This window comes from Delftia sp. JD2 (assembly GCF_001682645.1).
Taxonomy (GTDB): Bacteria; Pseudomonadota; Gammaproteobacteria; order Burkholderiales; family Burkholderiaceae_C; genus Comamonas; species Comamonas acidovorans.
In genome coordinates this window covers 21,776-46,826 of record NZ_LFJT01000001.1, presented here as the reverse complement: position 1 = coordinate 46,826, position 25,051 = coordinate 21,776, and the positions used below count along the sequence as shown (strand labels likewise).

Annotated in this window: 21 protein-coding genes; 17 read left to right on the top strand and 4 right to left on the bottom strand. The window is 68.6% G+C overall.

The annotated features are described in order from the left end of the window. A complete protein-coding gene (locus ACM14_RS00180) occupies window positions 1-1,374 on the bottom strand; it encodes an aspartate aminotransferase family protein (RefSeq protein ID WP_065344918.1) in 1,374 nt (457 codons plus the stop codon). Window positions 1,375-1,652: 278 nt separating this feature from the next. On the opposite strand from ACM14_RS00180, the gene ACM14_RS00175 reads away from it, so the two are divergent. From ACM14_RS00175 to ACM14_RS00155, 5 genes are all read left to right on the top strand, one after another. Beyond that, window positions 1,653-4,067 carry a TonB-dependent hemoglobin/transferrin/lactoferrin family receptor gene (locus tag ACM14_RS00175; protein ID WP_065344917.1) on the top strand — a complete coding sequence of 805 codons (2,415 nt, stop codon included), beginning with the start codon at window positions 1,653-1,655 and terminating at the stop codon, window positions 4,065-4,067. 172 nt (window positions 4,068-4,239) lie between these two features. Then, window positions 4,240-4,728, top strand: coding sequence for a hypothetical protein (locus ACM14_RS00170; protein WP_065344916.1), 489 nt, complete (start codon window positions 4,240-4,242; stop codon window positions 4,726-4,728). 6 nt (window positions 4,729-4,734) lie between these two features. Then, complete coding sequence (locus ACM14_RS00165) at window positions 4,735-5,544, top strand: DUF4198 domain-containing protein (RefSeq protein WP_065344915.1); 810 nt, start codon at window positions 4,735-4,737, stop codon at window positions 5,542-5,544. A gap of 80 nt (window positions 5,545-5,624) precedes the next feature. Next, a complete protein-coding gene (locus tag ACM14_RS00160) occupies window positions 5,625-5,987 on the top strand; it encodes a type II toxin-antitoxin system RelE/ParE family toxin (RefSeq protein WP_065344914.1) in 363 nt (120 codons plus the stop codon). Beyond that, on the top strand, window positions 5,987-6,307 hold the full coding sequence (locus tag ACM14_RS00155) for a helix-turn-helix domain-containing protein (protein WP_016452227.1): 321 nt from the start codon (window positions 5,987-5,989) through the stop codon (window positions 6,305-6,307). The genes ACM14_RS00160 and ACM14_RS00155 overlap by 1 nt, the downstream gene beginning before the upstream one ends. A 7-nt stretch (window positions 6,308-6,314) precedes the next feature. On the opposite strand, the gene ACM14_RS00150 is transcribed toward ACM14_RS00155, so the two are convergent. The 3 genes from ACM14_RS00150 to ACM14_RS00140 form a co-directional block, all read right to left on the bottom strand. Beyond that, window positions 6,315-8,246, bottom strand: a complete 1,932-nt coding sequence (locus ACM14_RS00150; RefSeq protein ID WP_043780224.1) for a RecQ family ATP-dependent DNA helicase — start codon at window positions 8,244-8,246, stop codon at window positions 6,315-6,317. Between the two features lie 220 nt (window positions 8,247-8,466). After that, window positions 8,467-9,618, bottom strand: a complete 1,152-nt coding sequence (locus ACM14_RS00145) for an acyl-CoA dehydrogenase family protein (protein ID WP_065344913.1) — start codon at window positions 9,616-9,618, stop codon at window positions 8,467-8,469. Window positions 9,619-9,628: 10 nt separating this feature from the next. After that, complete coding sequence (locus ACM14_RS00140; protein ID WP_065344912.1) at window positions 9,629-10,870, bottom strand: CaiB/BaiF CoA-transferase family protein; 1,242 nt, start codon at window positions 10,868-10,870, stop codon at window positions 9,629-9,631. A gap of 94 nt (window positions 10,871-10,964) precedes the next feature. Here ACM14_RS00140 and ACM14_RS00135 point away from each other — a divergent pair, with 94 nt between their 5' ends. The 12 genes from ACM14_RS00135 to ACM14_RS00080 all read left to right on the top strand — a co-directional run bounded on the left by ACM14_RS00135 (window position 10,965) and on the right by ACM14_RS00080 (window position 25,039). Continuing rightward, complete coding sequence (locus tag ACM14_RS00135) at window positions 10,965-11,855, top strand: LysR substrate-binding domain-containing protein (RefSeq protein ID WP_034397621.1); 891 nt, start codon at window positions 10,965-10,967, stop codon at window positions 11,853-11,855. A gap of 274 nt (window positions 11,856-12,129) precedes the next feature. Next, complete coding sequence (locus ACM14_RS00130; RefSeq protein WP_012202084.1) at window positions 12,130-13,104, top strand: ABC transporter substrate-binding protein; 975 nt, start codon at window positions 12,130-12,132, stop codon at window positions 13,102-13,104. 63 nt (window positions 13,105-13,167) lie between these two features. Continuing rightward, a complete protein-coding gene (locus tag ACM14_RS00125) occupies window positions 13,168-14,007 on the top strand; it encodes an ABC transporter permease (protein WP_047217588.1) in 840 nt (279 codons plus the stop codon). Between the two features lie 149 nt (window positions 14,008-14,156). Then, window positions 14,157-14,936, top strand: coding sequence for an ABC transporter ATP-binding protein (locus tag ACM14_RS00120; protein WP_012202086.1), 780 nt, complete (start codon window positions 14,157-14,159; stop codon window positions 14,934-14,936). An 81-nt stretch (window positions 14,937-15,017) separates the two neighbouring features. Next, the gene (hutC, locus tag ACM14_RS00115; protein ID WP_034397623.1) at window positions 15,018-15,734 is read left to right on the top strand and encodes a histidine utilization repressor; all 717 of its coding nucleotides are present in this window, start codon (window positions 15,018-15,020) and stop codon (window positions 15,732-15,734) included. A 113-nt stretch (window positions 15,735-15,847) separates the two neighbouring features. Further along, window positions 15,848-17,419 (top strand): histidine ammonia-lyase, encoded by a 1,572-nt coding sequence (gene hutH, locus ACM14_RS00110; protein WP_065344911.1) that lies wholly within the window; start codon window positions 15,848-15,850, stop codon window positions 17,417-17,419. A 39-nt stretch (window positions 17,420-17,458) separates the two neighbouring features. Further along, window positions 17,459-19,192, top strand: a complete 1,734-nt coding sequence (gene hutU / locus ACM14_RS00105; RefSeq protein WP_012202089.1) for a urocanate hydratase — start codon at window positions 17,459-17,461, stop codon at window positions 19,190-19,192. A 23-nt stretch (window positions 19,193-19,215) separates the two neighbouring features. Continuing rightward, the gene (locus ACM14_RS00100) at window positions 19,216-19,776 is read left to right on the top strand and encodes a HutD family protein (RefSeq protein ID WP_063328066.1); all 561 of its coding nucleotides are present in this window, start codon (window positions 19,216-19,218) and stop codon (window positions 19,774-19,776) included. Window positions 19,777-19,805: 29 nt separating this feature from the next. Further along, window positions 19,806-21,101 (top strand): imidazolonepropionase, encoded by a 1,296-nt coding sequence (gene hutI / locus ACM14_RS00095; RefSeq protein WP_065344910.1) that lies wholly within the window; start codon window positions 19,806-19,808, stop codon window positions 21,099-21,101. 10 nt (window positions 21,102-21,111) lie between these two features. Further along, window positions 21,112-22,500: an FAD-binding oxidoreductase gene (locus ACM14_RS00090; RefSeq protein WP_065344909.1), complete on the top strand. Its 1,389-nt coding sequence runs from the start codon at window positions 21,112-21,114 to the stop codon at window positions 22,498-22,500. Continuing rightward, window positions 22,497-23,642, top strand: a complete 1,146-nt coding sequence (locus ACM14_RS00085; RefSeq protein ID WP_065344908.1) for a histidinol-phosphate transaminase — start codon at window positions 22,497-22,499, stop codon at window positions 23,640-23,642. Before ACM14_RS00090 ends, ACM14_RS00085 begins: the two co-directional genes overlap by 4 nt. After that, window positions 23,639-25,039 (top strand): formimidoylglutamate deiminase, encoded by a 1,401-nt coding sequence (locus ACM14_RS00080; protein WP_065344907.1) that lies wholly within the window; start codon window positions 23,639-23,641, stop codon window positions 25,037-25,039. The genes ACM14_RS00085 and ACM14_RS00080 overlap by 4 nt, the downstream gene beginning before the upstream one ends. Window positions 25,040-25,051 lie beyond the last annotated feature (12 nt).

The window sequence follows — 25,051 nt, the reverse complement described above, 5'->3', positions numbered from 1 at the left end:
TCAGGCCGCCTTGGCTTTCGTGAGCAACTGGTCCAGCAGGACCATGGCTTCGTCGATCTCGGGGCGCGAGATCATCAGCGAGGGCGCGAAGGTGATCACGTTCTTGTAGTAGCCGCCCACGTCCAGCACCAGGCCGCGTTTCTGGCCCTGGTATTCCAGGCCGCCTTCGAGGCCGATGTCCACCATCTTGTCCAGCAGCGCCTTGTTGGGCGTGAAGCCGTCTTCGGTGCAGATCTCGGCACGCAGCGCCAGGCCCAGGCCGTCCACATCGCCGATTTCCTTGTGGCGCTTTTGCAGCTCCTTGAGGCCTTCGAGGAAGTAGGCACCCGATTCGCGCACCTGGCGGCCGAAGTCCATCTCGTGGGTCATCTTCATGACTTCCAGGCCCAGGGCCGTGCCCAGCGGGTTGGAGGCGAAGGTGGAGTGCGTCGATCCCGGCGGGAAGATGGTGGGGTTGATCAGCTCCTCGCGCGCCCACAGGCCCGACAGGGCGTTGAGGCCGTTGGTCAGCGCCTTGGCAAAGACCAGCACGTCGGGCTTGACGCCGAAGTTCTCCACCGACCACAGCGTGCCGGTGCGCCAGAAGCCCATCTGGATTTCATCGACCACCAACAGCACGCCGTGGTCGTCCAGCACCTTCTTGAGGCCCTTGAAGAAGTTGGGCGGCGGCACGACGTAGCCGCCCGTGCCCTGGATGGGTTCGACGTAGAAGGCCGCGTACTCGCACTGGTTGGTCTTGGGGTCCCAGATGGCGTGGTACTCGTTCTCGAACTTGCGCGCGAATTCCCGGACGATGGAGTCCGCGTATTCCTCGGACGTCATGCCCTTGGGGCGGCGGAACGGGTAGGGGAAGGGGATGAACTGCGCGCGGTCGCCGAAGTGGCCGTAGCGGCGGCGGTAGCGGTAGCTGGAGGTGATGCTGGAGGCGCCCAGCGTGCGGCCGTGGTAGCCGCCCTCGAAGGCGAACATCAGGCTCTTGCCGCCGCTGGCATTGCGCACGACCTTGAGCGAGTCCTCGATGGCCTGGGCGCCGCCCACGTTGAAGTGCACGCGGCCGGCGTGGCCCCACTTGCGCTCCGCATCCTGGGCGATGAACTTGGCCAGCTCGATCTTGGTGGGGTGCAGGTACTGGCTGGCGACCTGGGGAAGGGTCTGCAGCTGCTCGATCATCTTCTGCTCGAGGCGCTTGTTCTTGTAGCCGAAGTTCACGGCCGAATACCACATCTGCAGATCAAGGTAGGGCGTGCCGGCCTCGTCGTACATGTAGCTGCCTTCGCAGCCCGAGAAGATCTTGGGCGGGTTGACGTAGTGGACGGTATCCCCGAACGAGCAGTACTTGGCTTCGTCGGCCAGAAGTTGGGCGTTATTGATCACAGCAAAGGGCTCCAGATATTCAGCCGCCGCAGTGTGAGCGGGCAATCTTGCTGCGCTGTCGAGTCTTTGTGTGGGGTTTGTGGAGGAGGCCCGCGCGGTGCCTGGATCGGCCCCTGTGACGTAAATGAGACAAAACAAATGATAATCATTATCAATTGATGGGAGAATCGCGGAAAGCCAGCAGGAACAATCACACACGGGGGGAGCAATGGTCTCGCAAGAGCACTCCGCGGACAGGTCGGCAGCTAGCCAGCAACCCTCTTTCCCCGATTCCCGCCATGGCTGTGTCTTCGCGTTCGTCTTTCCTCTCCCTCTCCTGCAATCCCTCGCGCACGCCGGTATTGCGGCACAGCCTGCTGGCCGTGGCCGTGCAGGCCGCCGTGATCGGTCTGGCCGTGCCCGGCGCCTGGGCACAGACGCAGACGCAGACTGCGGACGATGAGGCCCGGCTGATGGCACAGGCTCCCACCAAGGCGCTGGCCCAGGTCGATGTGGTCGATGCTGCCGAGCCCGTGCAGCGCACGCCCGGCGCCTCCACCACCGTCAGCGGCCCGGCGCTGGAGCAGGCCGGCAGCATGGCCGACGTGGTGCGCTACCAGCCGCTGGTCTCAGCGCCGGGCACGGCCTCGGGCACCAGCCGCAACCGCAGCAGCTTCGACCGCTCGGGCACCACGGGCTACAACATCCGCGGCATCGAGGGCAACCGCATCGGCATGGATGTGGACGGCGTCGAGATGCCCGACGCCACCACGCGCCCCTATGTGAGCCGTGTCGGCGCCAACACCTTCGGCGTGGGCCGTGACTTCATCGACCCCGAGATGTTCTCGGCCGTGGACATCCTCTCCGGCACCACCACGGCGCGGCGCGCGGCCGGTGGCATCGGCGGATCGGTGGGCTTTCACACCAAGTCCGCCGAGGACTACCTGGTGGGCGGAAAGACCTCCTACCTGGGCGGCAAGATCGGCCACGACACGGCCGACCGCTCCTGGAACGAGAGCTTCACGGCCGCTGGCCGCTCGGGCGACCTCGACGGCCTGATCGCCTATTCGCGCCGCGACGGCCACGAGACGCGCAACCACAGCGCCATCGTCAACAGCTATCCCGATGACTGGAACTCCAACGCGCTGCTGGTCAAGGGCGGCCTGCGCATCAACCCGGCCCACCGCCTGGTGCTGTCGGCCGACCTGTACCGCCGCAAGAACGACACCTCCTTCCACGGCTGGGACACCACCAACACCAGCATCACCGAAAGCTCGCGCCAGAACAGCGACACCAGTCGCAACACGCTGCAGCTGCAGCACCTGTGGACACCGGCCGGCGCCTGGGTGGACCAGCTGGACACGCGGCTGTACTTCCAGAACACGGACACCAACGACGTCACCGACACCACCACGCTGGCCACGGGCGCCAAGGTGCACAACGTCTCTGGCAACGAGACGCGCACCTGGGGTTTCTCGAGCACGGGCGACAAGCGCATCGACCGCCACCGCCTGAGCTTTGGCGTGAATGCATCGACACAGGACACGGAGCGTCCGTGGAACGTTTTCGCTACCGGCACGCCCGTTATGAAGCCCCAGCCCGACACCACCACCCGCCGCTACGGCGCCTTCCTGCAGGACGAGATCAGCTTCCAGGCCGGTGGCCGCCGCCTGGCGCTGATTCCCGCGCTGCGCGTGGACCGCGTGGAGATCAAGACGCGCGACCTGGACAACTTCGTCTCGGGCGTGCTCACGGCCGCCGATGTGGAAAAGATTTACGGCGGCACGCGCGGCAACACCATCCTCAGCCCCAGCCTGGCCCTGGTCTATGACCTCACGCCCACGTTCAGCGCCTATGCCCAGTTCAAGCGCAGCGGGCGAGCGCCCTCGGCCGGCGAGATCTTCGGCTCGTGGAACATGGCCAGCAACTACAACGCGGCAGGCCAGTACGCCCTGGTCGGCAACCCCAACCTGAAGGAGGAAAGCAGCAATGCCTTCGACTTCGGCCTCAAGGGTTCGCCCACGCCGGGCGTGACCTTCAACAGCTCGGTCTTCTATACCAGGTACTCCGACTTCATCGCCTACACGCGCTACCTGCGCGCGGGCCGTCCCGACCTGTTCGTCAACGTGCCCGCCCACATCGGCACCATCTACCAGGCCGAGAACCGCGACAGCGCAAAGATCTACGGCTTCGAGGCCAGCGCGCGCCTGGACCACGGCCAGTGGATGCCCGCCGCCAGGGGCCTGTACTCCACCTGGGCGCTGGGCATCAGCCGCGGCACCTCCAAGTCCTACTACGCAGGCGACAAGGATGTGCCGCTGGACAGCGTGCTGCCGCGCAAGGCCATCGTCGGCGTGGGCTATGACGCACCGGCCCGGCAATGGGGCCTGAACCTGACCGGCACCTTCGTCGCGGGCAAGCAGGCCGTGGCCACCAACCGCGACAGCTACCTGAACGCGGGCACCGGCCTGACCGACTCGACCACCGAGCTGTTCCGCGTGCCCGGCTATGCCATCTTCGACCTGGCCGGCTACTGGCAGGTCGCAAAGAACGTGCGCCTGAACGCAGGCATCTACAACCTGGGCGACAAGCGCTACTGGGACTATTCCAGCACCCGCAGCCTGCAGCCCGGCGTGGCGCGCGACCGCCGCGACATCGAGCTGCTGAGCAACCCGGGCCGCACCTTCGCCGTGTCCATGAACGTTGCGTTCTGAGCACCCTGCGCACCATGCCATTGCATCCACGCCACCTTCACTTGCCGCGTGGCGCGGATCCGAGGAGTTTCTCCAGGGGCCGGCCGGCCTTCCCTACAGCGGCGGTGTCGGCCGGAAAGCCTCCACCACCATCGCAGCCGCCGCTGTATCTGCCTACTTCAGGAGTCGTTTCATGATCGAGTTCTCTCTGTCCCACCGCATGCTGGCCGCTGCCGGCCTGGCGGCCATGCTCACCGCCTGCGCATCGCCCACGGCACCGTCCGCCAGCGGCCCGGCCCAGCCTGCGGGCGGGCATGGCCAGTCTGCCTTCATGGGCAGCTACGACGCCAACCGTGATGGCGTGGTCACGCGCCAGGAGTACGACACCGTGCGCAAGCAGCGCTTCCTGGCAGGCGACACCAATGGCGACGGCTGGCTCAGCGAGAAGGAGTACGTGGACGAGTTCGAGGCCCGCCTCAAGCAGCAGTACGCGGGCCGCCAGCCCGACGAGCGCTATGCCCAGTCCATGAAACAGGCCCATGTGCGCTTCGGCATCGTGGACAGGAACCGCGACGGCAAATACACCGTGGAAGAAGACATGGCCATCGCCGAACGCAGCTTCAAGGAAGCCGACGTCAATGCCGATGGCGTCGTGGACAAGAACGACGTCAAGAAGCCCTGAGCGGACATGGCCAAAACCCCATCCAAGCGATTGGCCTGGTGGCTGCCGCTGCTGTCGGCCGTGTGCATCTCCGCCCAGGCCCACACGCCCTACCTGCTGCCCACGAACTTCGAGGCTTCGCCCCGGGCCGTCATCAGCGTGGACGCCAGCTTCGCCGACAAGTTCTTCATCCCCGAAGTGGCCTTTGGCGAAACGCGCTTCACCGTGACGGCGCCCGACGGCTCGGTCACGCCCATGGTCGATGTGCGCCAGTTCAAGACCCGCACCGTGGCCGAGCACCAACTGCCCGACGAGAAGGGCACCTACCGCGTGAGCACCGGCCCGCGCCTGGGCGCCATCTTCCGTTCGTGGGAGCGCAACGGCAAGGTCGAGACCGCGCGTGATCTCGCCACGCCCACGCCGGCCGATGCCAAGCTGCTGAGCCACTACCAATCGCTGTCGGTCTCCGAGACCTACATCACAGTGGGCAAGCCCAGCCGGGCCGCGCTCGCGCCCTCAGGCAAGGGCCTGGAGATCGTGCCCGTCACGCATCCGGCCGACCTGTTCGCGGGCGAGAAGTTCGACTTCACCGTGCAATACGACGGCAAGCCGCTGGCCGCGCAGAAGGTGGAAATCTTCCGCTCGGCCATGGACCTGGCCAGCCAGCACAGCGTGGATGCACTGACCACCGATGGCGAGGGCCGCATCTCCTACGCCCTGCCCAAGTCCGGCATCTACCTGGCCCTGGTGCGCTACCGCGCCGATGCTCCGGCCGGCGCCGCCGCGCCGCAGTACGGCAACAACTACACGCTGACCTTCAGGGTGCTGGCGCAGTGATGAAGAGAGCCCGCTGATGCGGGCTCTTCTTTTTGCTGGATGCAAGCATGGAGAAATTTATATCTGAACGGATATAATTCATGACGAACCAACGCAAACTGCTGTACTGGGAAGGCTCATCGAAGAAGGACTTCAAGGACTTCCCCATCGGCGTTCAGAAGGATATGGGCGTGGCGCTGTTCGTTGTCCAGTTGGGCGGCATGCCGAACTCGGCCAAGCCGTGGAAAGGGCTGGGCCCAGGCGTATATGAGTTGGTCGAAGACCACAGGGGAGACGCTTTCCGTGCCGTCTACAGTGTCCGTATCGGCGACGCCGTCCATGTGCTCCATGCGTTTCAGAAAAAATCAAAATCCGGCATTGCCACGCCGCAGCCCGACGTGGATCTGATCGAGAAGCGTTTGAAGTCCGTACTGGCCCGCTATGGAGCGGGCGGGAGAACATGATGCATCGCCAGGATTCTTCGCAGGGAACAGCCAATGTGCTGGTCGATCTGGGCTTCGAGGACGCACAGGAACTGTCGGCCAAAACCGTGCTGGCCATGAAGCTCAACGAGCTGATGGACAAGCGCGGGCTCAGTCAGACCGAGGCTGCAGGCATTACGGGCATGACGCAGCCCAAGATTTCCCAGGTCCGGCGCTACAAGCTGCAGAACATCTCTCTGGAGCGCCTGATGCAGGCGCTGGTGTCGCTGGACCAGCAGGTCGAGATCGTCGTGCGGCCTGCGCGCCGTGCGCACGCGGCCGGCATCACGGTGGCGCCCTGAAGCTCACTCAACCCGTGGCCACCACCCGCAGCACCTCGGCGCCATAGGCGTCCAGCTTCTTGGCGCCCATGCCGCTGATGCCCTGCAGGTCGTCCAGCGAAGCCGGGTTGCGTTCGGCAATGGCCGCCAGCGTGGCGTCGTGGAAGATGACGTAGGCGGGCAGGTTGTGCTCGCGCGCGACCTCGGCGCGCCAGGCCTTGAGGTTGATGAAGCGCACCTGGGCATCGGGGCCCAGGCTGGCAGCGGCCGCGTTGGGCTGGGTGGCGCGCTTGGAGGTGCGCGTGCGCGGCGCGGCCACGGCCTCGCGCAGCTGCACGGGCACATTGCCGCGCAGCACGTCGCGCGAGCCATCGGCCAGGCACAGCGTGTCGAAGCTGTGGCCGCTGTTCTCGCTGGTGATCTTGTGCAGGCCCAGGGCGCCCGTGGCCAGCAGCTGGCGCATCACGCCGCGCAGCTGGGGCTCGCTGTAGTCCTTGCCCAGGCCGAAGGTGGAGATCTTGTCGTGGCCGTACTGGCGCACCTTCTCGGTGTCCTTGCCGCGCAGCACGTCCATGATGTGGCCCGCGCCAAAGGTCAGCTGGCTGGCCTCGTGCACGCGGTAGATGGTGGACAGCAGCTTGCGCGCGGCGTCCGTGCCATCCCACAGGGCCGGGGGCTCCATGCAGTTGTCGCAGTTGCCGCAGGCGGTCTTTGCCACGCGCTGCAGCGGCCGGCCTTCAAGGTCCGTCTCTGCGTCTTCTCCCGGTGCGCCCAGGCCGTACTGCTCGCCGAAGTAGGCCAGCAGCCGCACGCGGCGGCAGTCCGTGGCCTCGGCCAGGCCCAGCAGGGCATCGAGCTTGCCGCGCATGACCTGCTTGAAGGTGTCCTCGGCCGGGCTTTCGTCGATCATGCGGCGCTGGTTGACCACGTCGGACAGGCCGTAGGCCATCCAGGCATCGGCGGGCAGCCCGTCGCGGCCCGCGCGGCCGGTTTCCTGGTAGTAGCCCTCGATGTTCTTGGGCATGTCCACGTGGGCCACGAAGCGCACATCGGGCTTGTTGATGCCCATGCCGAAGGCGATGGTGGCGACGATGACGATGCCGTCCTCGCGCAGGAAGCGGTCCTGGTGCAACTGGCGCGTCTCGAAGGGCAGGCCCGCGTGGTAGGGCAGGGCGGGCACGCCGGCCTGGCTCAGCGTCTGGGCCAGCTCCTCCACGCGCTTGCGCGACTGGCAATAGACCACGCCGGCCTCGCCCTCGTGCTCGCGCTCTATGAAGCGCAGCAGCTGGTTGCTGACGTCCTTCTTCTCGGCGATGCGGTAGCGGATGTTGGGGCGGTCGAAGCTGCTGACGAAATGCCGTGCGCTCTCCAGCTGCAGCCGCTCGACGATGTCGGCGCGCGTGAGTGCATCGGCCGTGGCCGTGAGCGCAATGCGCGGCACGCCCGCATAGCGTTCGTGCAGCACGCTCAGCGCGCGGTACTCGGGCCGGAAGTCATGGCCCCACTGGCTCACGCAGTGGGCCTCGTCGATGGCGAACAGCGACAGCTTGCCCTGGGCATGCAGGTCGTCGAGCAGGCCCAGGAAGCGCGGCGTGTTCAGGCGCTCGGGCGCGGCATACAGCAAGGTGATGTCGCCGCTTTGCAGGCGCCATTCGACTTCCTGCGTCTCGTCATAGGACAGCGTGGAGTTCAGGTAGGCGGCGCTCACGCCGGCCTCGTGCAGCGCGCCCACCTGGTCGTGCATGAGCGCGATCAGCGGCGACACCACCACCGCCACGCCGTGGCCCTGCTGCTGGCGCACGATGGCCGGCACCTGGTAGCACAGGCTCTTGCCGCCACCCGTGGGCATGAGCACCAGCGCATCGCCGCCGGCGACCACGTGCGAGACGATGGCTTCCTGCGGACCGCGGAATTGTTCGTAGCCGAACACGGCTTGCAGGACGGAATGCGCGGCGGACAACGGGGACTTCTTTCGGCAGAGGCGGCTGGCGCGGGAGGGAGCGGGATGCGGGCGCTTCCCGCAAAAAATGCGCTGCGGCCCGAAGGCCGCAACAGGCGCCATTTTGCGCCCCCTCGCAAGGTCCAGGGAAGACCTGGGGTTTGAGCCGCTCTGCATCAACGGCCTTTTCCGGGCGCGAGGGTGCCATTTTCAGATTTCTCCTAGCCACCCGCTGCTGCATTCAGCTGCCGCCCAGCACCCCACGCGCAATGATGCTGCGCTGCACTTCGGACGAGCCTTCGTAGATGCGCAGGATGCGTGCATCGCGCACCAGGCGCTCCAGCGGCATTTCGCGCGTGTAGCCGTAGCCGCCGTGGATCTGCAGGGCTTCGTCGGTGACGAAGCCCACCATTTCGGACGCATGCAGCTTGGCCATGGCCGAGTGCTGGGTGAAGGGCTGGCCGGCCTGGCGCAAGGCCAGGGCCTGCATGGTCAGTGCCCACGATGCCTCCAGGCGCAGCTTCATGTCTGCCAGCTTCCACTGGATGCCCTGTTTGGTGGCCAGCGGCTCGCCGCCGACCAGGCGCTGACTGGCCCATTGCGCTGCGGCGGCCAGGGCGGCCTCGGCCACGCCGAGGGCGGTGGCCGCCACGTCCAGGCGGCTGTTGTCCAGCACCTTCATCGCCGTCTTGAAGCCCGTGCCCTCGGCGCCCAGCCGGTGGCTGGCAGGCACGCGCACGCCGTCCAGCGATACCTCGAAGGCATGGCCGCCACGGATGCCCATGAGCTTTTCGGGCGCCGAGACCTGGATGCCGGGCAGATCGCGCGGCACGATGAAGGCGCTGACGCCGCGCGCGCCGGCCTCCATGTCGGTCTTGGCGAAGACCACCATGAAGCGCGCCTCGGCGGCGTTGGAGATGAAGTGCTTGACGCCCGTGATCAGATAGTCGTCCCCATCGCGCACGGCGCGCGTGCGCATGTCGGCCGGGTGGGAGCCGCCGCGCGGCTCGGTCAGCGCAAAGGCGGCCAGCCATTCGCCGCTGGCGCAGCGCGGCAGCCACTGCTGGCGCTGGGCATCGTCGCCGCCGATGAGCACGGCGTCCGTGCCCAGGTAGTGGGCGCCGATCATGGACGAGGTGGCCGCGCAGGCGCGCGAGATGGCCACCAGGGACAGCAGCATGGCCGTGGGCGTGACGCCCGGGCCGCCCAGGGCCTCGGGCAGGTTCATGCCCATCACGCCCAGGGCCGACAGGCCCGGCACATGGCAGGTGGCGGACAGTGCCTCTTCGTCCATGCGCTGCGCCAGCGGGGCGAGTGCGTCGTCGGCAAATCGGGCCACGGCATCGGCAATGGCGTGGTCGTCGGCGGTGGTGCCCAGTCGTTGGAAGTTCATGGAGGTTCGCTCAATGTGATGGGGAAGAGGGGGCCGCGCCTGCCGTGCCCAGGGCACCGGATGCGCGCAGCGCGGCAATGGCTTCGGCGCCCCGGCCCAGCCACTGCGAGAGCAGGGCGTCGGTGTGCTCGCCCAGGGCCGGTGCGCGCTCGGCGCGGTTGGGTGCGGCGCCGCTGAAATGCACGGGCTGGGTGGGCAGGCGCAGGCCGGGCAGGCGAGGGTCCTGCACCGCGCCAAGCAGGCCGCGCGCCTGGCTCTGGGGCGACTCCAGCGCCTGGGCAATGTTCCAGATGGGTGCGGCGGGCACGCCGGCTGCATCCAGCGCGGCCACCACCTGCGCCACTTCATGCCGGCCGGCCCAGGCTTCGATGGCCTCGCGCAGCGCGGGTTCGTGGGCCGAGCGTGATTCGTCGCTGGCAAAGCGCGGGTCGCCGGCCAGCCCGCCCAGTTCCATGGCCTGCAGGGCGGCGGCGAACAGCTTGTTGTTGAGCACGGCCAGCGCGAAGTGGCCGTCGCCTGCGCGGTACACGCCGAACGGCGCGGACAGCGGATGGCGGTTGCCTACGCGGCGCGCGGGCCGGCCCGTGAACAGGTAGCGCGCCACCGAGGTGGCCAGAAAGCTCAGCGTGGTGTCGAACATGGCCACGTCCACCTGCTGGCCCTGTCCCGTGGCGCGCGCCTGCAGCAGCGCGGCCAGCGTGGCCCAGGAGGCGAACAGGCCGGCCACCACGTCGCTGACGGCCTCGCCCACGACGGTGGGCGCGCCATCGGGCTCGCCCGTGGCCTCCATGAGGCCGCTCATGGCCTGCACGATGATGTCGTAGGCCGGCCGGTGGGCCAGCGGCCCGGTCTGGCCGAAGCCCGAGACGCTGACGTAGACCAGGCGCGGATTGAGTGCCCGCAACTGGCTTGCGCCTATGCCCAGGCGCTCGGCCACGCCGGGCCGGAAGTTCTCCACCACCACGTCGGCCTGGGCCGCCATCTCGTGGACCAGGGCCACGGCCTCGGGGTGCTTGAGGTCCAGCACCAGGCTTTGCTTGTTGCGGTTCATCACCGTGAACAGCGCGCTCTCGCCGTTGTTCATGGGGCCGATGGCGCGGTAGTCGTCGCCCTGCGGCGGCTCGATCTTGACGACCTCGGCGCCCAGGTCGGCCAGCAGGGCCGTGGACAGCGGCCCGGCCAGCACGCGCGTGAAGTCGAGAATGCGCACGCCGTCCAGCGGGCGGGCGGTGAGGGGGGTGGACTCGGTCATGGGGGCAGCCTTGGACGGGTGGTCTATGGCTGCATGCTGGCGCGTGATTGAATCAATGGAAAATATTCATTCCTGATTCACTGCATTCAAAAAGATGATCCAAATCAGCCTGCGCCAGCTGGAGTATTTCGTGGCCGCCGCACGCCATGGCAGCACGGCGCGCGCGGCCGAGGCCATCGGCGTGTCCCAGCCGTCCATCTCCAAGGCGATTGCCGACCTGGAGGCGCTGTGGGGCGAGGCACTGTTCGTGCGCCGCCATGCCAGGGGGCTGGATCTCACGGCGGCGGGCGCGGTGCGCAGCCGCGAGGCCCAGGCGCTGCTGGACGGCGCACGCAGCCTGCAGGGGCCGCGCACGGCGGCGATGGCGGGCGTGCTGCGCCTGGGCTTTCTGAGCACGCTGGGCGCGCGCTGGGTGCCGGCCCTGCTGGCGCAGATGCAGCGCCTGCACCCCGGCATTGCGCTGGAGCTGGTGGAGGGCGACATCGCCTCGCTCACGCAGCAGGTGGAGCGCGGCGAGCTCGATGCGGCCCTGCAGTACGACACGGGCCTGGCGCGTCCCCGCATGGAGCTGCTGCCCGTGGCGGCGCTGCCGCCCTATGTGCTGCTGCCGCAGCGCCATGCGCTGGCGGCCAGGACCAGCGTGGGGCTGGCCGAGGTGGCCCGCTACCCGCTGGTGCTGATCAACCTGCCGCACAGCCGCGAGTATTTCCTGTCGCTGTTCCGCGAGGCCGGCGTGACGCCGCTGGTGGCCCATGAGTTCGCCTCCATCGAAATGCTGCGCTCCATGGTAGCCAATGGCCACGGCCTGAGCGTGCTGACCACGCGGCCGGTGGTGGACCGCGCCCACGATGGCCAGCGCCTGGCCTGCCGCCGCATCCGGGGCCGCGTGGCCCCCCAGGGCGTGGTGCTGGCCGTGCCGGCGGGCAATGCCTCGCCGCTGATTGCACCGTTCTTGAAGGTGGCGCGTGCCGTGATTGCACCGTAGCGGCGCGCAGCCCCGTGGCATGCACCACGGTGGTGAGCTGTTACCCGGGATTTTCCCCAGGTTGTATGGACAAGCTTGGTTGGCACGGCATTTGCTGTTGCTCTCCGTGTTGATCGCAGGTAGATGCAGGATGCTCGCTCCATCACCGGTTTGCCGGGTAATCCTGTATATACATGTCCGGTCGGCAAAAACACACTTCGGGCTCCCGCACTGGTCTGCCTGCGGACCCCGAAACTGCCATCGCCAACTTGCTTTCCCGACCGAGGAGTGCCACATGAGTTCGATCCCCACGTTCCGCCGCCTGCCCCTGGGGCCGCTGGCCGCCGCCCTCTGCCTTGCCGCCGCACTGCAGCCCGCTGCCGCGCAGGAGACCAAGATCACCCTGGGCATGTCGGGCTGGACCGGCTTCGCGCCGCTGACCCTGGCCGACAAGGCCGGCATCTTCAAGAAGAACGGCCTGGCGGTGGACCTGAAGATGATTCCGCAGAAGGACCGCCACCTGGCCCTGGCCTCGGGCGCCATCCAGTGCGCGGCCACCACCATCGAGACGCATGTGGCCTGGAACACGAACGGCGTGCCCATCGTGCAGATCTTCCAGATGGACAAGTCCTATGGCGCCGACGGTATCGCCGTGCGCAATGACGTCAAGGGCTTTGCCGACCTCAAGGGCAAGACCGTGGCCGTGAGCGCGCCGGGCACGGCGCCGTACTTCGGCCTGGCCTGGATGCTGCACAAGAACGGCATGACCATGAAGGATGTGAAGACCGTCTCGCTGGAGCCCCAGCCCGCGGCCCAGGCCTTCGTGGCCGGCCAGAACGATGCGGCCATGAGCTACGAGCCCTACCTGTCCACCATCCGCGCCAATCCGGCCGCGGGCAAGATCCTGGCCACCACCATCGACTACCCCATGGTCATGGACACGGTGGGCTGCGATCCCAAGTGGCTCAAGGCCAACGCGGCCGCCGCCAAGGCCCTGGCCCAGTCGTACTTCGATGCGGTGGCCATGATCGAGGCCGACAAGACCAAGTCCTTCGAGATCATGGGCGCGGCCGTCAAGCAGGGTGGCGAGCAGTTCGGCAAGTCGGCCTCCTACCTGAAGTGGTCCGACAAGGAAGCCAACCAGAAATTCTTCGCCAACGAGCTGGTGCCCTTCATGAAGGAGTCGGCCGTGATCCTCAAGGAGGCCGGCATCATCCGCTCCATCCCCGAGAACTATGGCGTGATGTACGACGCCAGCTTCATCCAGTAAGCCCGCCAGGGGATGACCATGCAAGCCGCATCCACTTCCGCAGTCCAGCCGGCTAACAAGCCCATGACCCACGCCACACCGCACGCTCCCGCGCCCGCCGCGGCGCCAGCCCCCGTCCGCCGCCGCCGCATGGCGCCGCTGGAGCCCGTCAGCCCCACGGCCAAGTGGGTGCTGGGTGTGGCCTTCTTCGTGCTGTTCTTTCTCGTCTGGGCGGCTGTGACGCTGGGCGGCTTCGTCTCCCCGACCTTCCTGGCCAGCCCCATGACCATGGCGCGCGAGGGCGTGCTGCTGTTCACCGAGTACGGCTTCCTGCACGACATCGGCATGACGGTCTGGCGCGTGATGGGCGGCTTCATCCTGGCCTCGGTCGTGGCTGTGCCCCTGGGCATTGCCATGGGCGCCTGGAAGCCGGTCGAGGCCTTCTTCGAGCCCTTTGTCTCGTTCTGCCGCTACCTGCCGGCCTCGGCCTTCATCCCGCTGCTGATCCTGTGGGCCGGCGTGGGCGAGACGCAGAAGCTGCTGGTCATCTTCATCGGCTCGGTGTTCCAGATCACGCTGATGGTGGCCGTCACCGTGGGCGGCGCGCGCAAGGACCTGGTGGAGGCCGCCTACACGCTGGGCGCCTCCAACACCGGCGTGGTGCGCCGCGTGCTGATTCCGGGCGCCGCGCCCGGCATTGCCGAGACGCTGCGCCTGGTGCTGGGCTGGGCCTGGACCTATGTGATCGTGGCCGAGCTGATCGGCTCGTCCTCGGGCATCGGCCACATGATCACCGACAGCCAGGCGCTGCTGAACACGGGCCAGATCATCTTCGGCATCATCGTGATCGGCCTCATCGGCCTGGTGTCCGATTTCATCTTCAAATCTCTGAACCGTCGCATGTTCGAGTGGAGCACCCTGTGAAAAGGATCTACCCCCTGAGCGGCTGCGCCGCTTCCCCCTTGAAGGGGGACGACACCCTCGGTGCGGGGCGGCCCTTCCTCGGTGTCTCTGAGGTGAGTCGCGCCGGTTGCAGCCGTCGTGAATATTGACAAGCGCCCTGGAGAATCTTGATGAATCTTTTGTCTATTCAAGGTGTTTCGCGCACCTTCACCAGCCACAAGGGCACGAGCACGCAGGCCCTGCTGCCTGTGGATTTCGAGGTCCGCGAGAACGACTTCGTCACCATCCTCGGCCCCTCGGGCTGCGGCAAGTCCACCATGCTGCGCATTGCGGCAGGGCTGGATTTTCCGACCACGGGCCAGGTGCTGCTGGACGGCCGCGCCGTGGACGGCCCGGGCGCCGACCGCGGCATGGTGTTCCAGAGCTACACGCTGTTCCCCTGGCTGACGGTGGCGCAGAACATCCGCTTCGGCCTGCGCGAGAAGGGTGTGAGCGAGGCGCTGCAAAAGGAGCGCAGCGACTACTTCATCGCCAAGGTGGGGCTGCGCGGCTTCGAGAACCACTTTCCCAAGCAGCTGTCGGGCGGCATGCAGCAGCGCACGGCCATTGCGCGCGCGCTGGCCAACGATCCCAAGATCCTGCTCATGGACGAGCCCTTCGGCGCACTCGACAACCAGACCCGCGTGCTCATGCAGGAGCTGCTGCTGGGCATCTGGGAGGCCGAGCGCAAGACCGTGATGTTCGTCACCCACGACATCGACGAGGCCATCTTCATGGCCAACCGCGTGGCCGTGTTCAGCGCGCGCCCGGGCCGCATCAAGGCCGATATTCCCGTGAACCTGCCGCATCCGCGCCACTACACGGTCAAGACCTCGCCCGAGTTCATGGAGCTGAAAGCCCGGCTGACCGAAGAGATTCGCGCAGAGTCGCTGGCCGCTGCTGCACACTGACGCTTTTCCATGACCACTGCCCACACCATGTCTTCGCGTTCCACGGCTTCCCGACTTTCCGCAACGACGGCGGAGGTGCCCATGGCCCTGTACCAGCAGGTCAAGGACCATGTGCTGCGCAAGATCGCCGATGGCTCGCTGTCGGCCGGCGAGCGCGTGCCGTCCGAGCAGGAGCTGGTGCAGGAGTTCGGCGTGGCCCGCATGACGGCCAACCGCGCGCTGCGCGAGCTGGCCGAGCAGGGCGTGATCGTGCGCGTGGCAGGCGTGGGCTCCTTCGTGGCCGAGGAAAAGCCGCAGTCCACGCTGCTGCGCATCGCCAACATCGCCGAGGAGATCCGCCAGCGCGGGCATGACCACCGCTTCGAGCTGATCAGCGTGCGCCGAGAGTCGGCCTCGCCCGAGGCGGCCGCTTCGCTGCAGCTGTCTGCGGGCAGCTCGGTGTTCCACCTGCAGGGCGTGCATTTCGAGAACGACGTGCCCGTGCAGCTGGAAGACCGCCATGTGAACCCGCGCATGGCACCGGACTTCATGGAGCAGGACTTCTCGCTGATCCAGCCTTCGGTGTATCTGGTGCGCAACGTGCCCTTCGACCAGATCGAGCATGTGGTGGACGCCATGCTGCCCACGCCCGAGCAGGCGCGCTGGCTGCAGATGGACGCCGACCAGCCCTGCCTGACGCTGACGCGCCGCACCTGGTACCTGGGCACGCCCGTGACCTGGGTGCACTGCGTGCATCCGGGCATGCGCTACCGGCTGGGCAGCCGCTTTCGCACCGACGGCGGATCGCACGACGGCTGAGGCCTGAAAGGCGGGGTTCCCGCTCTTGCGCTGTTCCGCTTCGATTGATATTGTATAGACAGGCATAGACATCCATCCCGGCACACCCTCCCAGACACCGACAGGGCATCACCATGAACACCATCACGACTCCCGGCCTCACCTCCCGTCCCGGCACCGCGCTGACGCTGCAGCCCGGCCAGGTCAGCCTGGCCCAGCTGCGGGCCATCCAGCAGGGCGGCGTGCGCCTGTCCATGGCGGCGTCCGCCTACGAGCGCATGCGCGCCGCCCAGGCCCATGTGCAGCACATCGTGGATGAGGACCAGGTCGTCTATGGCATCAACACCGGCTTCGGCAAGCTGGCCTCCACCAAGATCGCCCATGACCGCCTGGCAGAGCTGCAGCGCAACCTGGTGCTGTCGCACAGCGTGGGCACGGGCGATCCGCTGCCTGACGCCGTGGTGCGCCTGGTGCTGGCCACCAAGGCCGTGAGCCTGGCGCGCGGCCACTCGGGCGTGCGCCCCGAGCTGGTCGATGCGCTGCTGGCCCTGGCCAATGCCGACGTGCTGCCCGTGATTCCCGCCAAGGGCTCGGTGGGCGCCTCGGGCGACCTGGCGCCGCTGTCGCACCTGGCCTGCGTGCTGATCGGCGAAGGCCAGGCCAAGATCGATGGACAGGTGGTGTCCGGCACCGAGGCCATGCGCCACGTGGGCCTGGAGCCCTTCGTGCTCGGCCCCAAGGAAGGGCTGGCCCTGCTCAACGGCACCCAGGTGTCCACAGCGCTGGCCCTGGTGGGCCTGTTCCAGGGCGAGAGCGTGTTCGCGGCCGGCCTGGTGGCGGGCTGCCTGACGCTGGAGGCCATCAAGGGCTCGGTCAAACCGTTTGACGCCCGCATCCATGAGGCGCGCGGCCAGCTCGGCCAGATCGCCGTGGCCGCCGCCGTGCGCGAGCTGCTGGACGGCAGCGCCATCGACACCTCCCACCCCCACTGCGGCCGCGTGCAGGACCCGTACTCCATCCGCTGCGTGCCCCAGGTCATGGGCGCCTGCCTGGACAACCTCAGCCATGCGGCCCGCGTGCTGGTGATCGAGGCCAACGCCGCCTCGGACAACCCGCTGGTCTTCGACAACGGCGACGTGATCTCGGGCGGCAACTTCCACGCCGAGCCCGTGGCCTTCGCGGCCGACATCATCGCCCTGGCCCTGGCCGAGATCGGCGCCATCTCCGAGCGCCGCATGGCCCTGCTGCTGGACACCGGCCTGTCGGGCCTGCCGGCCTTCCTGATTGCCGACAGCGGCGTGAACTCGGGCTTCATGATCGCCCAGGTCACGGCCGCCGCCCTGGCTGCCGAGAACCAGTGCCTGGCCCATCCCAGCAGCGTCACCAGCCTGCCCACCTCGGCCAACCAGGAAGACCATGTCTCCATGGCCACCTACGGCGCGCGGCGCCTGGGCGAGATGGCGCGCAACACCGCCGTCATCGTGGGCGTGGAAGCCATGGCCGCCGCCCAGGGCATGGACTTCGACCGCAGCCTGAACAGCTCCGAACTGATCGAGGCGCAGTACGCGCTGATCCGCAGCCAGGTTCCGCACCTGGACCGTGACCGCTACCTGGCACCCGACATCGAAACCATGCGCCAGTGGGCGCTTGCCACGGACTGGCCCCAGGTCATCGTCCGCCACCTGCCCAGCCACCAGGCTGCCTGAACCCCGCAACCGCTCACCCCCCGCATCCAGGAGATCGCCATGAACGCCAACGACGCCATCCTCAACGCCAACGCTGCCACGGCTGCCACCAATCCCCGCTATGACGCCAGCCGCGTCATCCGCGCCCCGCGCGGCAGCGAACTGCACTGCAAGAACTGGCTGGCCGAGGCCGCCTACCGCATGCTGCAGAACAACCTGGACCCCGACGTGGCCGAGAACCCCAAGGCCCTGGTGGTCTACGGCGGCATCGGCCGCGCGGCGCGCAACTGGGAGTGCTATGACCAGATCCTGGAGTCGCTCAAGAAGCTGGAGGCCGACGAGTCGCTGCTGATCCAGTCGGGCAAGCCCGTGGGCGTGTTCAAGACGCACGAGAACGCACCGCGCGTGCTGCTGGCCAACTCCAACCTCGTGCCCCAGTGGGCCAACTGGGAGCACTTCAACGAGCTCGACCAGAAGGGCCTGTTCATGTACGGCCAGATGACGGCCGGCAGCTGGATCTACATCGGCGCCCAGGGCATCGTGCAGGGCACGTTCGAGACCTTTGTCGAGGCCGGCCGCCAGCACTACAACAACGACCTCACAGGCAAGTGGATCCTCACGGCGGGCCTGGGCGGCATGGGCGGTGCCCAGCCCCTGGCCGGCGTGCTGGCCGGCGCCTGCGTGCTGGCCATCGAATGCCAGCAAAGCAGCATCGACTTCCGCCTGCGCACGCGCTACCTGGACAAGCAGGCGCGCGACATCGACCACGCGCTGGAGCTCATCGCCCAGCACACGGCTGCGGGCGAGGCCATCTCCATCGGCCTGCTGGGCAATGCCGCCGAAATCCTGCCCGAGCTGGTGCGCCGCGCCCAGGCCGGCGGCGCCCGCCCCGACATCGTGACCGACCAGACCTCGGCCCATGACCTGATCAACGGCTACCTGCCCGTGGGCTGGACCGTGGACGAGTGGCGTGCCGCCGCCGCCGACCCGTCGCGCCATGCCCAGCTCAAGGCCGCCGCCGCCCAGGGCTGCGCCCAGCATGTGCAGGCCATGCTGGACTTCCAGGCCATGGGCATTCCCACGGTGGACTACGGCAACAACATCCGCCAGGTGGCCCTGGACCAGGGCGTGAAGAACGCCTTCGACTTCCCCGGCTTCGTGCCCGCCTACATCCGGCCGCTGTTCTGCGAAGGCAAGGGCCCGTTCCGCTGGGTGGCCCTGTCCGGCGACCCCGAGGACATCTACAAGACCGACGCCAAGATCAAGGAACTGTTCCCCGACAACAAGCACACCCACCGCTGGCTGGACATGGCGCGCGAGCGCATCAGCTTCCAGGGCCTGCCCGCGCGCATCTGCTGGCTGGGCCTGGGTGAGCGCCACAAGGCGGCCCTGGCCTTCAACGAGATGGTGAAGAACGGCGAACTCAAGGCCCCCATCGTGATCGGCCGCGACCACCTGGACTGCGGCTCGGTGGCCAGCCCCAACCGCGAGACCGAATCCATGAAGGACGGCACGGACGCCGTCAGCGACTGGCCGCTGCTCAACGCCCTGCTCAACACCGCAGGCGGCGCCACCTGGGTCAGCCTGCACCACGGCGGCGGCGTGGGCATGGGCTACTCCCAGCATGCGGGCGTGGTCATCGTGGCCGATGGCACGGACGAGGCCGCCGCCCGCCTGGGCCGCGTGCTCTGGAACGATCCGGCCACCGGCGTCATGCGCCATGCGGATGCGGGCTACGACATTGCCGTGGCTGCGGCCAAGCGCCATCAGCTGAACCTGCCCATGGTCAAGTGAGCCGCTTGCAGGACACCACGGCCATGCAGCGTTTCGACCTGAACCAGATCGCCGCCAGCCCCTGGAAGAACGGGGGCGGCAGCACGCGCGAGATCGCCTGCTGGCCGCCCGGGGCGGGCATGGAGGCTTTCGGCTGGCGCATCAGCGTGGCCACCATTGACCAGCCCGGCCCGTTCTCGGCCTTTGCGGGCGTGGACCGGCAGATCATGCTGCTCGATGGCGACGGCGTGCACCTGCGCGGCGAAGGCATCGACCATGTGCTGGACGCGCGCTGGCAGCCGTTTGCCTTCTCCGGCGATGTGGCGCTGGGCTGCTCGCTGCTGGGCGGCACTTCCACCGACTTCAACGTGATGGCGCGGCGCGGCCGGTGGCGGGCGCAGGTTCAGGTGCTGGACAGCGCTGCCGACGCCGGCCGCGCCGACGCCGGCCTGTGCATGGTGCTGCAGGGCAACTGGCAGGCGGATGGCGCTGCGCTCATCCCCGGCCAGGGCCTGTGGTGGAGCGCGCAGCAGCCCGACCCGCAGCATCTGGTGCCGCAGACCGACGACGCGCGGCTGGTGCAGGTGCTGCTGCAAGCCTGCTGACGACCCACGACATCCAAGGAATCCCCCCCATGACCGAGCCCCACGCACCCGCTTCTGCATCCGCTTGCGCACTCGCTCCATCCTCTTCGGCCGACGGCTGCTGGCAGAACCTGCGCCTGGCGCCTGACATGTTCGAGGCCGGCCAGGCCGTGGGTGACGGGGAGGATGCCTGCATCGTGGTGCAGCAGGGCCGCGTGGCCTGGGTGGGGCCGCAGCAGGCCCTGCCGCCCGCATATGCGTCCCTGCCGCGCCATGACGGCCAGGGCATGCTGGCCACGCCGGGCCTGGTCGATTGCCACACCCACCTGGTCTATGGCGGCGAGCGCGCCAACGAATTCGCCATGCGCCTGGACGGCGCCAGCTACGAGGAAGTGGCACGCGCCGGCGGCGGCATCGTCTCCAGCGTGCGTGCCACGCGCGAGGCCAGCGAGGACGAGCTGTTCGCCCAGGCCCTGCCGCGCCTGCAGCAGCTGCTGGACGAGGGCGTCTGCGCCATCGAGATCAAGTCGGGCTACGGCCTGGCGCTGGAGCACGAGCGCAAGCAGCTGCGCGTGGCCCGGCGCCTGGGCCAGGCCCTGGGCGTGACCGTGCGCACCACCTTCCTGGGCGCGCATGCGCTGCCGCCCGAGTACGCAGGGCGCAGCCAGGACTACATCGACCTCGTCGCCGGCACCATGCTGCCCGCGCTGGCGGCCGAGGGCCTGGTCGATGCGGTCGATGTGTTCTGCGAGCGCATCGCCTTCTCGCTGGCCGAGACCGAGCAGGTCTTCCAGGCCGCACGCCGCCTGGGCCTGCCCGTCAAGCTGCATGCCGAGCAGCTGTCGAACATGGAGGGGGCGGCCCTCGCGGCCCGCTATGGCGCGCTGTCGTGCGACCACATCGAGCACCTGTCCGAATCCGGCATTGCCGCCATGCGCGGCGCGGGTTCCGTGGCCGTGCTGCTGCCCGGCGCCTACTACACGCTGCGCGACACCCACATGCCGCCCATCGCGGGCCTGCGCGCCGCGGGCGTTCCCATGGCCGTCTCTACCGATCACAATCCGGGCACCTCCCCCTGCCTGAGCCTTTTGCTCATGGCCAACATGGCCTGCACCCTGTTCCGGCTCACCGTGCCCGAGGCCCTGGCGGGCATCACCCGCCATGCCGCGCGAGCCCTGGGCCTGCAGGACGAGCATGGCCTGATCGCGGCCGGCCGTCCCGCCCACTTCGTGCTCTGGCCCGTGCGCCATGCGGCCGAGCTGGCCTACTGGTTCGGCAACCGGCCGGACTGCACCATCGTGCGCCAGGGCCGCATCGTGCGGACCCGCAGGCAGGGGAGCCACTGAAAGCCTGCTCATGTCCCATGCACTGTTTCTCGATGAATTGATTTCCACCCTGGGCGCCGAAGTGGCGCAGCGCGGCGACGATGTGCCTGCGCGCTACCACACCGACTGGAGCGGCACGCCGCCCCAGCGCCCGCTGGCCCTGGTGCGCCCGCGCAGCACCGACGAGGTCAGCGCGCTCATGCGCCTGTGCACGGCCCACCGCGTGCCTGTCGTGCCCCAGGGCGGGCTCACGGGCCTGGCCGGCGCGGCCGTGCCCGTGCCGGGTGCCGTGGCCGTCTCCATGGAGCGAATGAACGCCATCGAGGACGTGAACGCGCGCACCGCGCTGATGACCGTGCAGGCCGGCGCCACGCTGCAGGCCGTGCAGGAGGCGGCCGTGGCCGCAGGCATGGTCTTTGGCGTGGACCTGGGCGCGCGCGGCAGCTGCCAGATCGGCGGCAACGTGGCCACCAATGCGGGCGGCAACGGCGTGCTGCAGCACGGCATGATGCGCGAGCAGGTGCTGGGCCTGGAGGTGGTGCTGGCCGACGGCACGGTGCTGCCCATGCTGCGCCCCATGCTCAAGAACAACACGGGCTACGACCTCAAGCAGTTCTTCATCGGCTCGGAGGGCACGCTGGGCATCGTCACGCGCGTGCTGCTGCGCCTGCGCCCCGCGCCCCAGGCCCGCGCCACGGCCCTGGTGGCCGTGCCGGACTTCGATGCGGCGCTGTCCGTGCTCTCGCGCATGCAATCGCGCTTTGGCAACGGCGTGGCGGCCTTCGAGCTGATGTGGGACAGCTTCATCCAGGCCTCCATCCGCTGGCAGAAGCTGCAGCCGCCCTTTGGCCAGGCGCATGCGCTGCTGGCCCTGATCGATGTGGACGGCAAGGACGAGGCCACGCTGCGCGCCGACGTGGAAGAGGCCCTGGGCGAGGCCATGGAGGCCGGCGAGGTGGCCGATGCCGTCATCGCCCAGTCCGTGGCACAGGCGCGCCAGCTGTGGAAGCTGCGCGAGGCGCCGGCCGAGCTCAACACGAACATGCATCCGCCCGTCAACTTCGACGTCAGCCTGCCCCAGGCCGACATCGGCCGCTTCGCCGATGCCTGCCGCGCCGCGTTCGAGGCGCGCTGGCCCGGCCACCACTCGCTGTTCTTCGGCCATGTGGGCGACGGCAACCTGCATGTCTCGGTGGACGGTGCCACCGCCAACGGTGATTGCGATGGCGTCGAGGCCGCGCTGTACCACCTGGTCGGCGAGTTCGGCGGCAGCGTCTCGGCCGAGCACGGCATCGGCCTGCACAAGAAGCCCTATCTCGGCGCCAGCCGCACGCCGGCCGAACTGGCCGTGATGCGCGCCATCAAGCAGGCGCTGGACCCCCTGCATCTGTTCAACCCCGGCAAGGTATTCGACCTATGAACGCTCCCGCCATCCACGCGATCCACACCCTGGCACGCCCCGAAGTGCCGCCGCTGCCGCCGTACAACGCAGGCCTGTCCTCCGAGGCCGTGCGGGCGCGCTACGGCGTCACCGAGATCGCGCGGCTGGCGAGCAACGAGAACCCCTTTGGCGCCAGCCCTGCCGTGGCCCGCGCCCTGGCCGACCTGGCCCTGCATGTGGGCACCTATCCCGATGCGCAATGCACGGCGCTGCGCGCGGCCATCGCGGCGCGCACCGGCGTGCCGGCCGAGGCCATTGCCGTGGGCAACGGCTCCGAGGACATCCTGCAGATGCTGTGCCAGGCGTTTCTCTCGCCCGGCGACCGCGTGCTCACCCAGCGCCCGGCCTTCGGCCTGCACGAGATCTACCCGCGCATGATGGGCGCCCGCGTCGAGCTGCTGGAGCTGACGCCCGCGCTGGACTTCGATGTCGCTGCCTGGTGCCAGGCGCTGGCGCGCGGCCCCAAGATCGCCATGCTGGCCAATCCCTCCAATCCCGTGGGCTGCATGTTCAGCGCCGGGGATTTCGCGCGCCTGCTGGACGCCACGCCGCCGCAGACCCTGCTGGTGGTGGACGAGGCCTACTACGAGTACGCCCTGCGCGCCGACGGCTACCCCGACGTGCTGGCCCTGCTGCGCGACCGTGCCATGCCCTGGATCGTGCTGCGCACCTTCTCCAAGGCCTGGGGCCTGGCAGGCCTGCGCGTGGGCTATGGCCTGGCCAGCGACGCGGCCCTGGTGCAACTGCTGGACCGCGTGCGCACGCCCTTCAACGTCAACCAGGCGGCCCAGGCGGCGGCGCTGGCGGCCTGGGGCGATGAGGGCTTCATGCAGCGCGGCGTGGCCGAGACCGTGCGCCTGCGCGATGTGCTGGCGCAGCGGCTGGCCGCCCTGCCTGCACTGCCCGCAATTCGGATGGCGCCTTCGGCCGCCAACTTCCTGTTCATCGACATCGGCCGTCCCAACGGCCCCGTGAACGAGGCGCTGCTGGCCCGGGGCATCATCACCAAGCCCTGGAAGGAGCCGGGCTTCGAGCACTTCATCCGCGTCTCTGTGGGCACGGAGGCCGACAACGCGCGCTTCGTCCGCGCGCTGGCCGACATCCTGGAGGCTGTGCAATGAGCGGCATCGACCCGACACACGACAGCTGCACGCTGTTCGCCGAGCACGCGCTGCTGCCCACGGGCTGGGCGCGCAATGTGCTGCTGCGCTGGGATGGCGCAGGGCGCCTGCTGGCCGTGCAGGCCGACGCCCCGCCCGGCAGCGCGCCGCGCGCGCCCGGCCCCGTGCTGCCCGGCATGCCCAACCTGCACTCGCATGCCTTCCAGCGCGCCTTTGCGGGCCTGACCGAATACCGCGCCGAGGCCCAGGACAGCTTCTGGAGCTGGCGCGACCTCATGTACCGCTTTGCCGCGCGCATCACGCCCGAGTCGCTGGAGGCCATCGCCACCTGGCTGTACGTGGAGATGCTGGAGGCCGGCTACACCTCGGTCTGCGAATTCCACTACGTGCACCACGACCGGGATGGCCGGCCCTATGCCGACGACGCCACGCTGTCCCTGGCCCTGCTGCGCGCCGCGCGCAAGGCCGGCATGGGCATCACCCTGCTGCCCGTGCTCTACCAGACCAGCGGCTTTGGCGGCAAGCCGCCGCGCGCCGACCAGGCGCGCTTCATCCGCAGCACCGACAACATGCTGGCCTTGCTGCAGCGCCTGCTGCCCGAGGCCCGTGACCAGGGTGCGGCCCTGGGCTTGGCGCCGCACTCGCTGCGCGCCGTGCCGCCCGACAGCCTGCGCGTGGCCGTGGAGGGCCTGACGGCGCTGGACGCGCGCGCGCCCGTCCACATCCACATTGCCGAACAGACCCAGGAGGTGGACGACTGCCTGGCCTGGAGCGGCCAGCGCCCCGTGCAATGGCTGCTGGAGCATGCCCCCGTGGACGCACGCTGGTGCCTGGTCCACGCCACCCACATGACGCCCGGTGAATACGCGGGCGCCGCGCGCAGCGGCGCCGTGGCCGGCATCTGCCCCACCACCGAGGCCAACCTGGGCGATGGCATCTTCGACATGCCGCAATGGCTGGGCCACGGCGGCGCCTGGGGCGTGGGCTCGGACAGCCATGCCTGCGTCAACGCTGCCGAGGAACTGCTGATGCTCGAATACAGCCAGCGCCTGTCGCTGCGCCAGCGCAACGTGCTGGCCGGCCCCGACCCGCAGGTGGGCACCGCGCTGTGGACCGCCGCCGTGCAGGGCGGCGCCCAGGCCGCAGGCCGCTCCGTGGCCGGGCTGGCTGTGGGCCAGCAGGCCGACTTCCTGGCGCTGGACGCAGGCCATGTGGCACTGGCCGGCCTGCCGGTGCAGGCCATGGTCTCGGCCCATGTCTTTGGCAGCCACCGCAGCAGCGCCCTGCACAGCCTGTGGGTGGGCGGCGAGCGCCGCGTGCAGGCTGGACGGCATGCGCTGCACGAGGCGGCAGCCCATGGCTTTGTCGCGGCGCGCGCGGCCACCCTGCAATCCTGAGGCCCATGCATG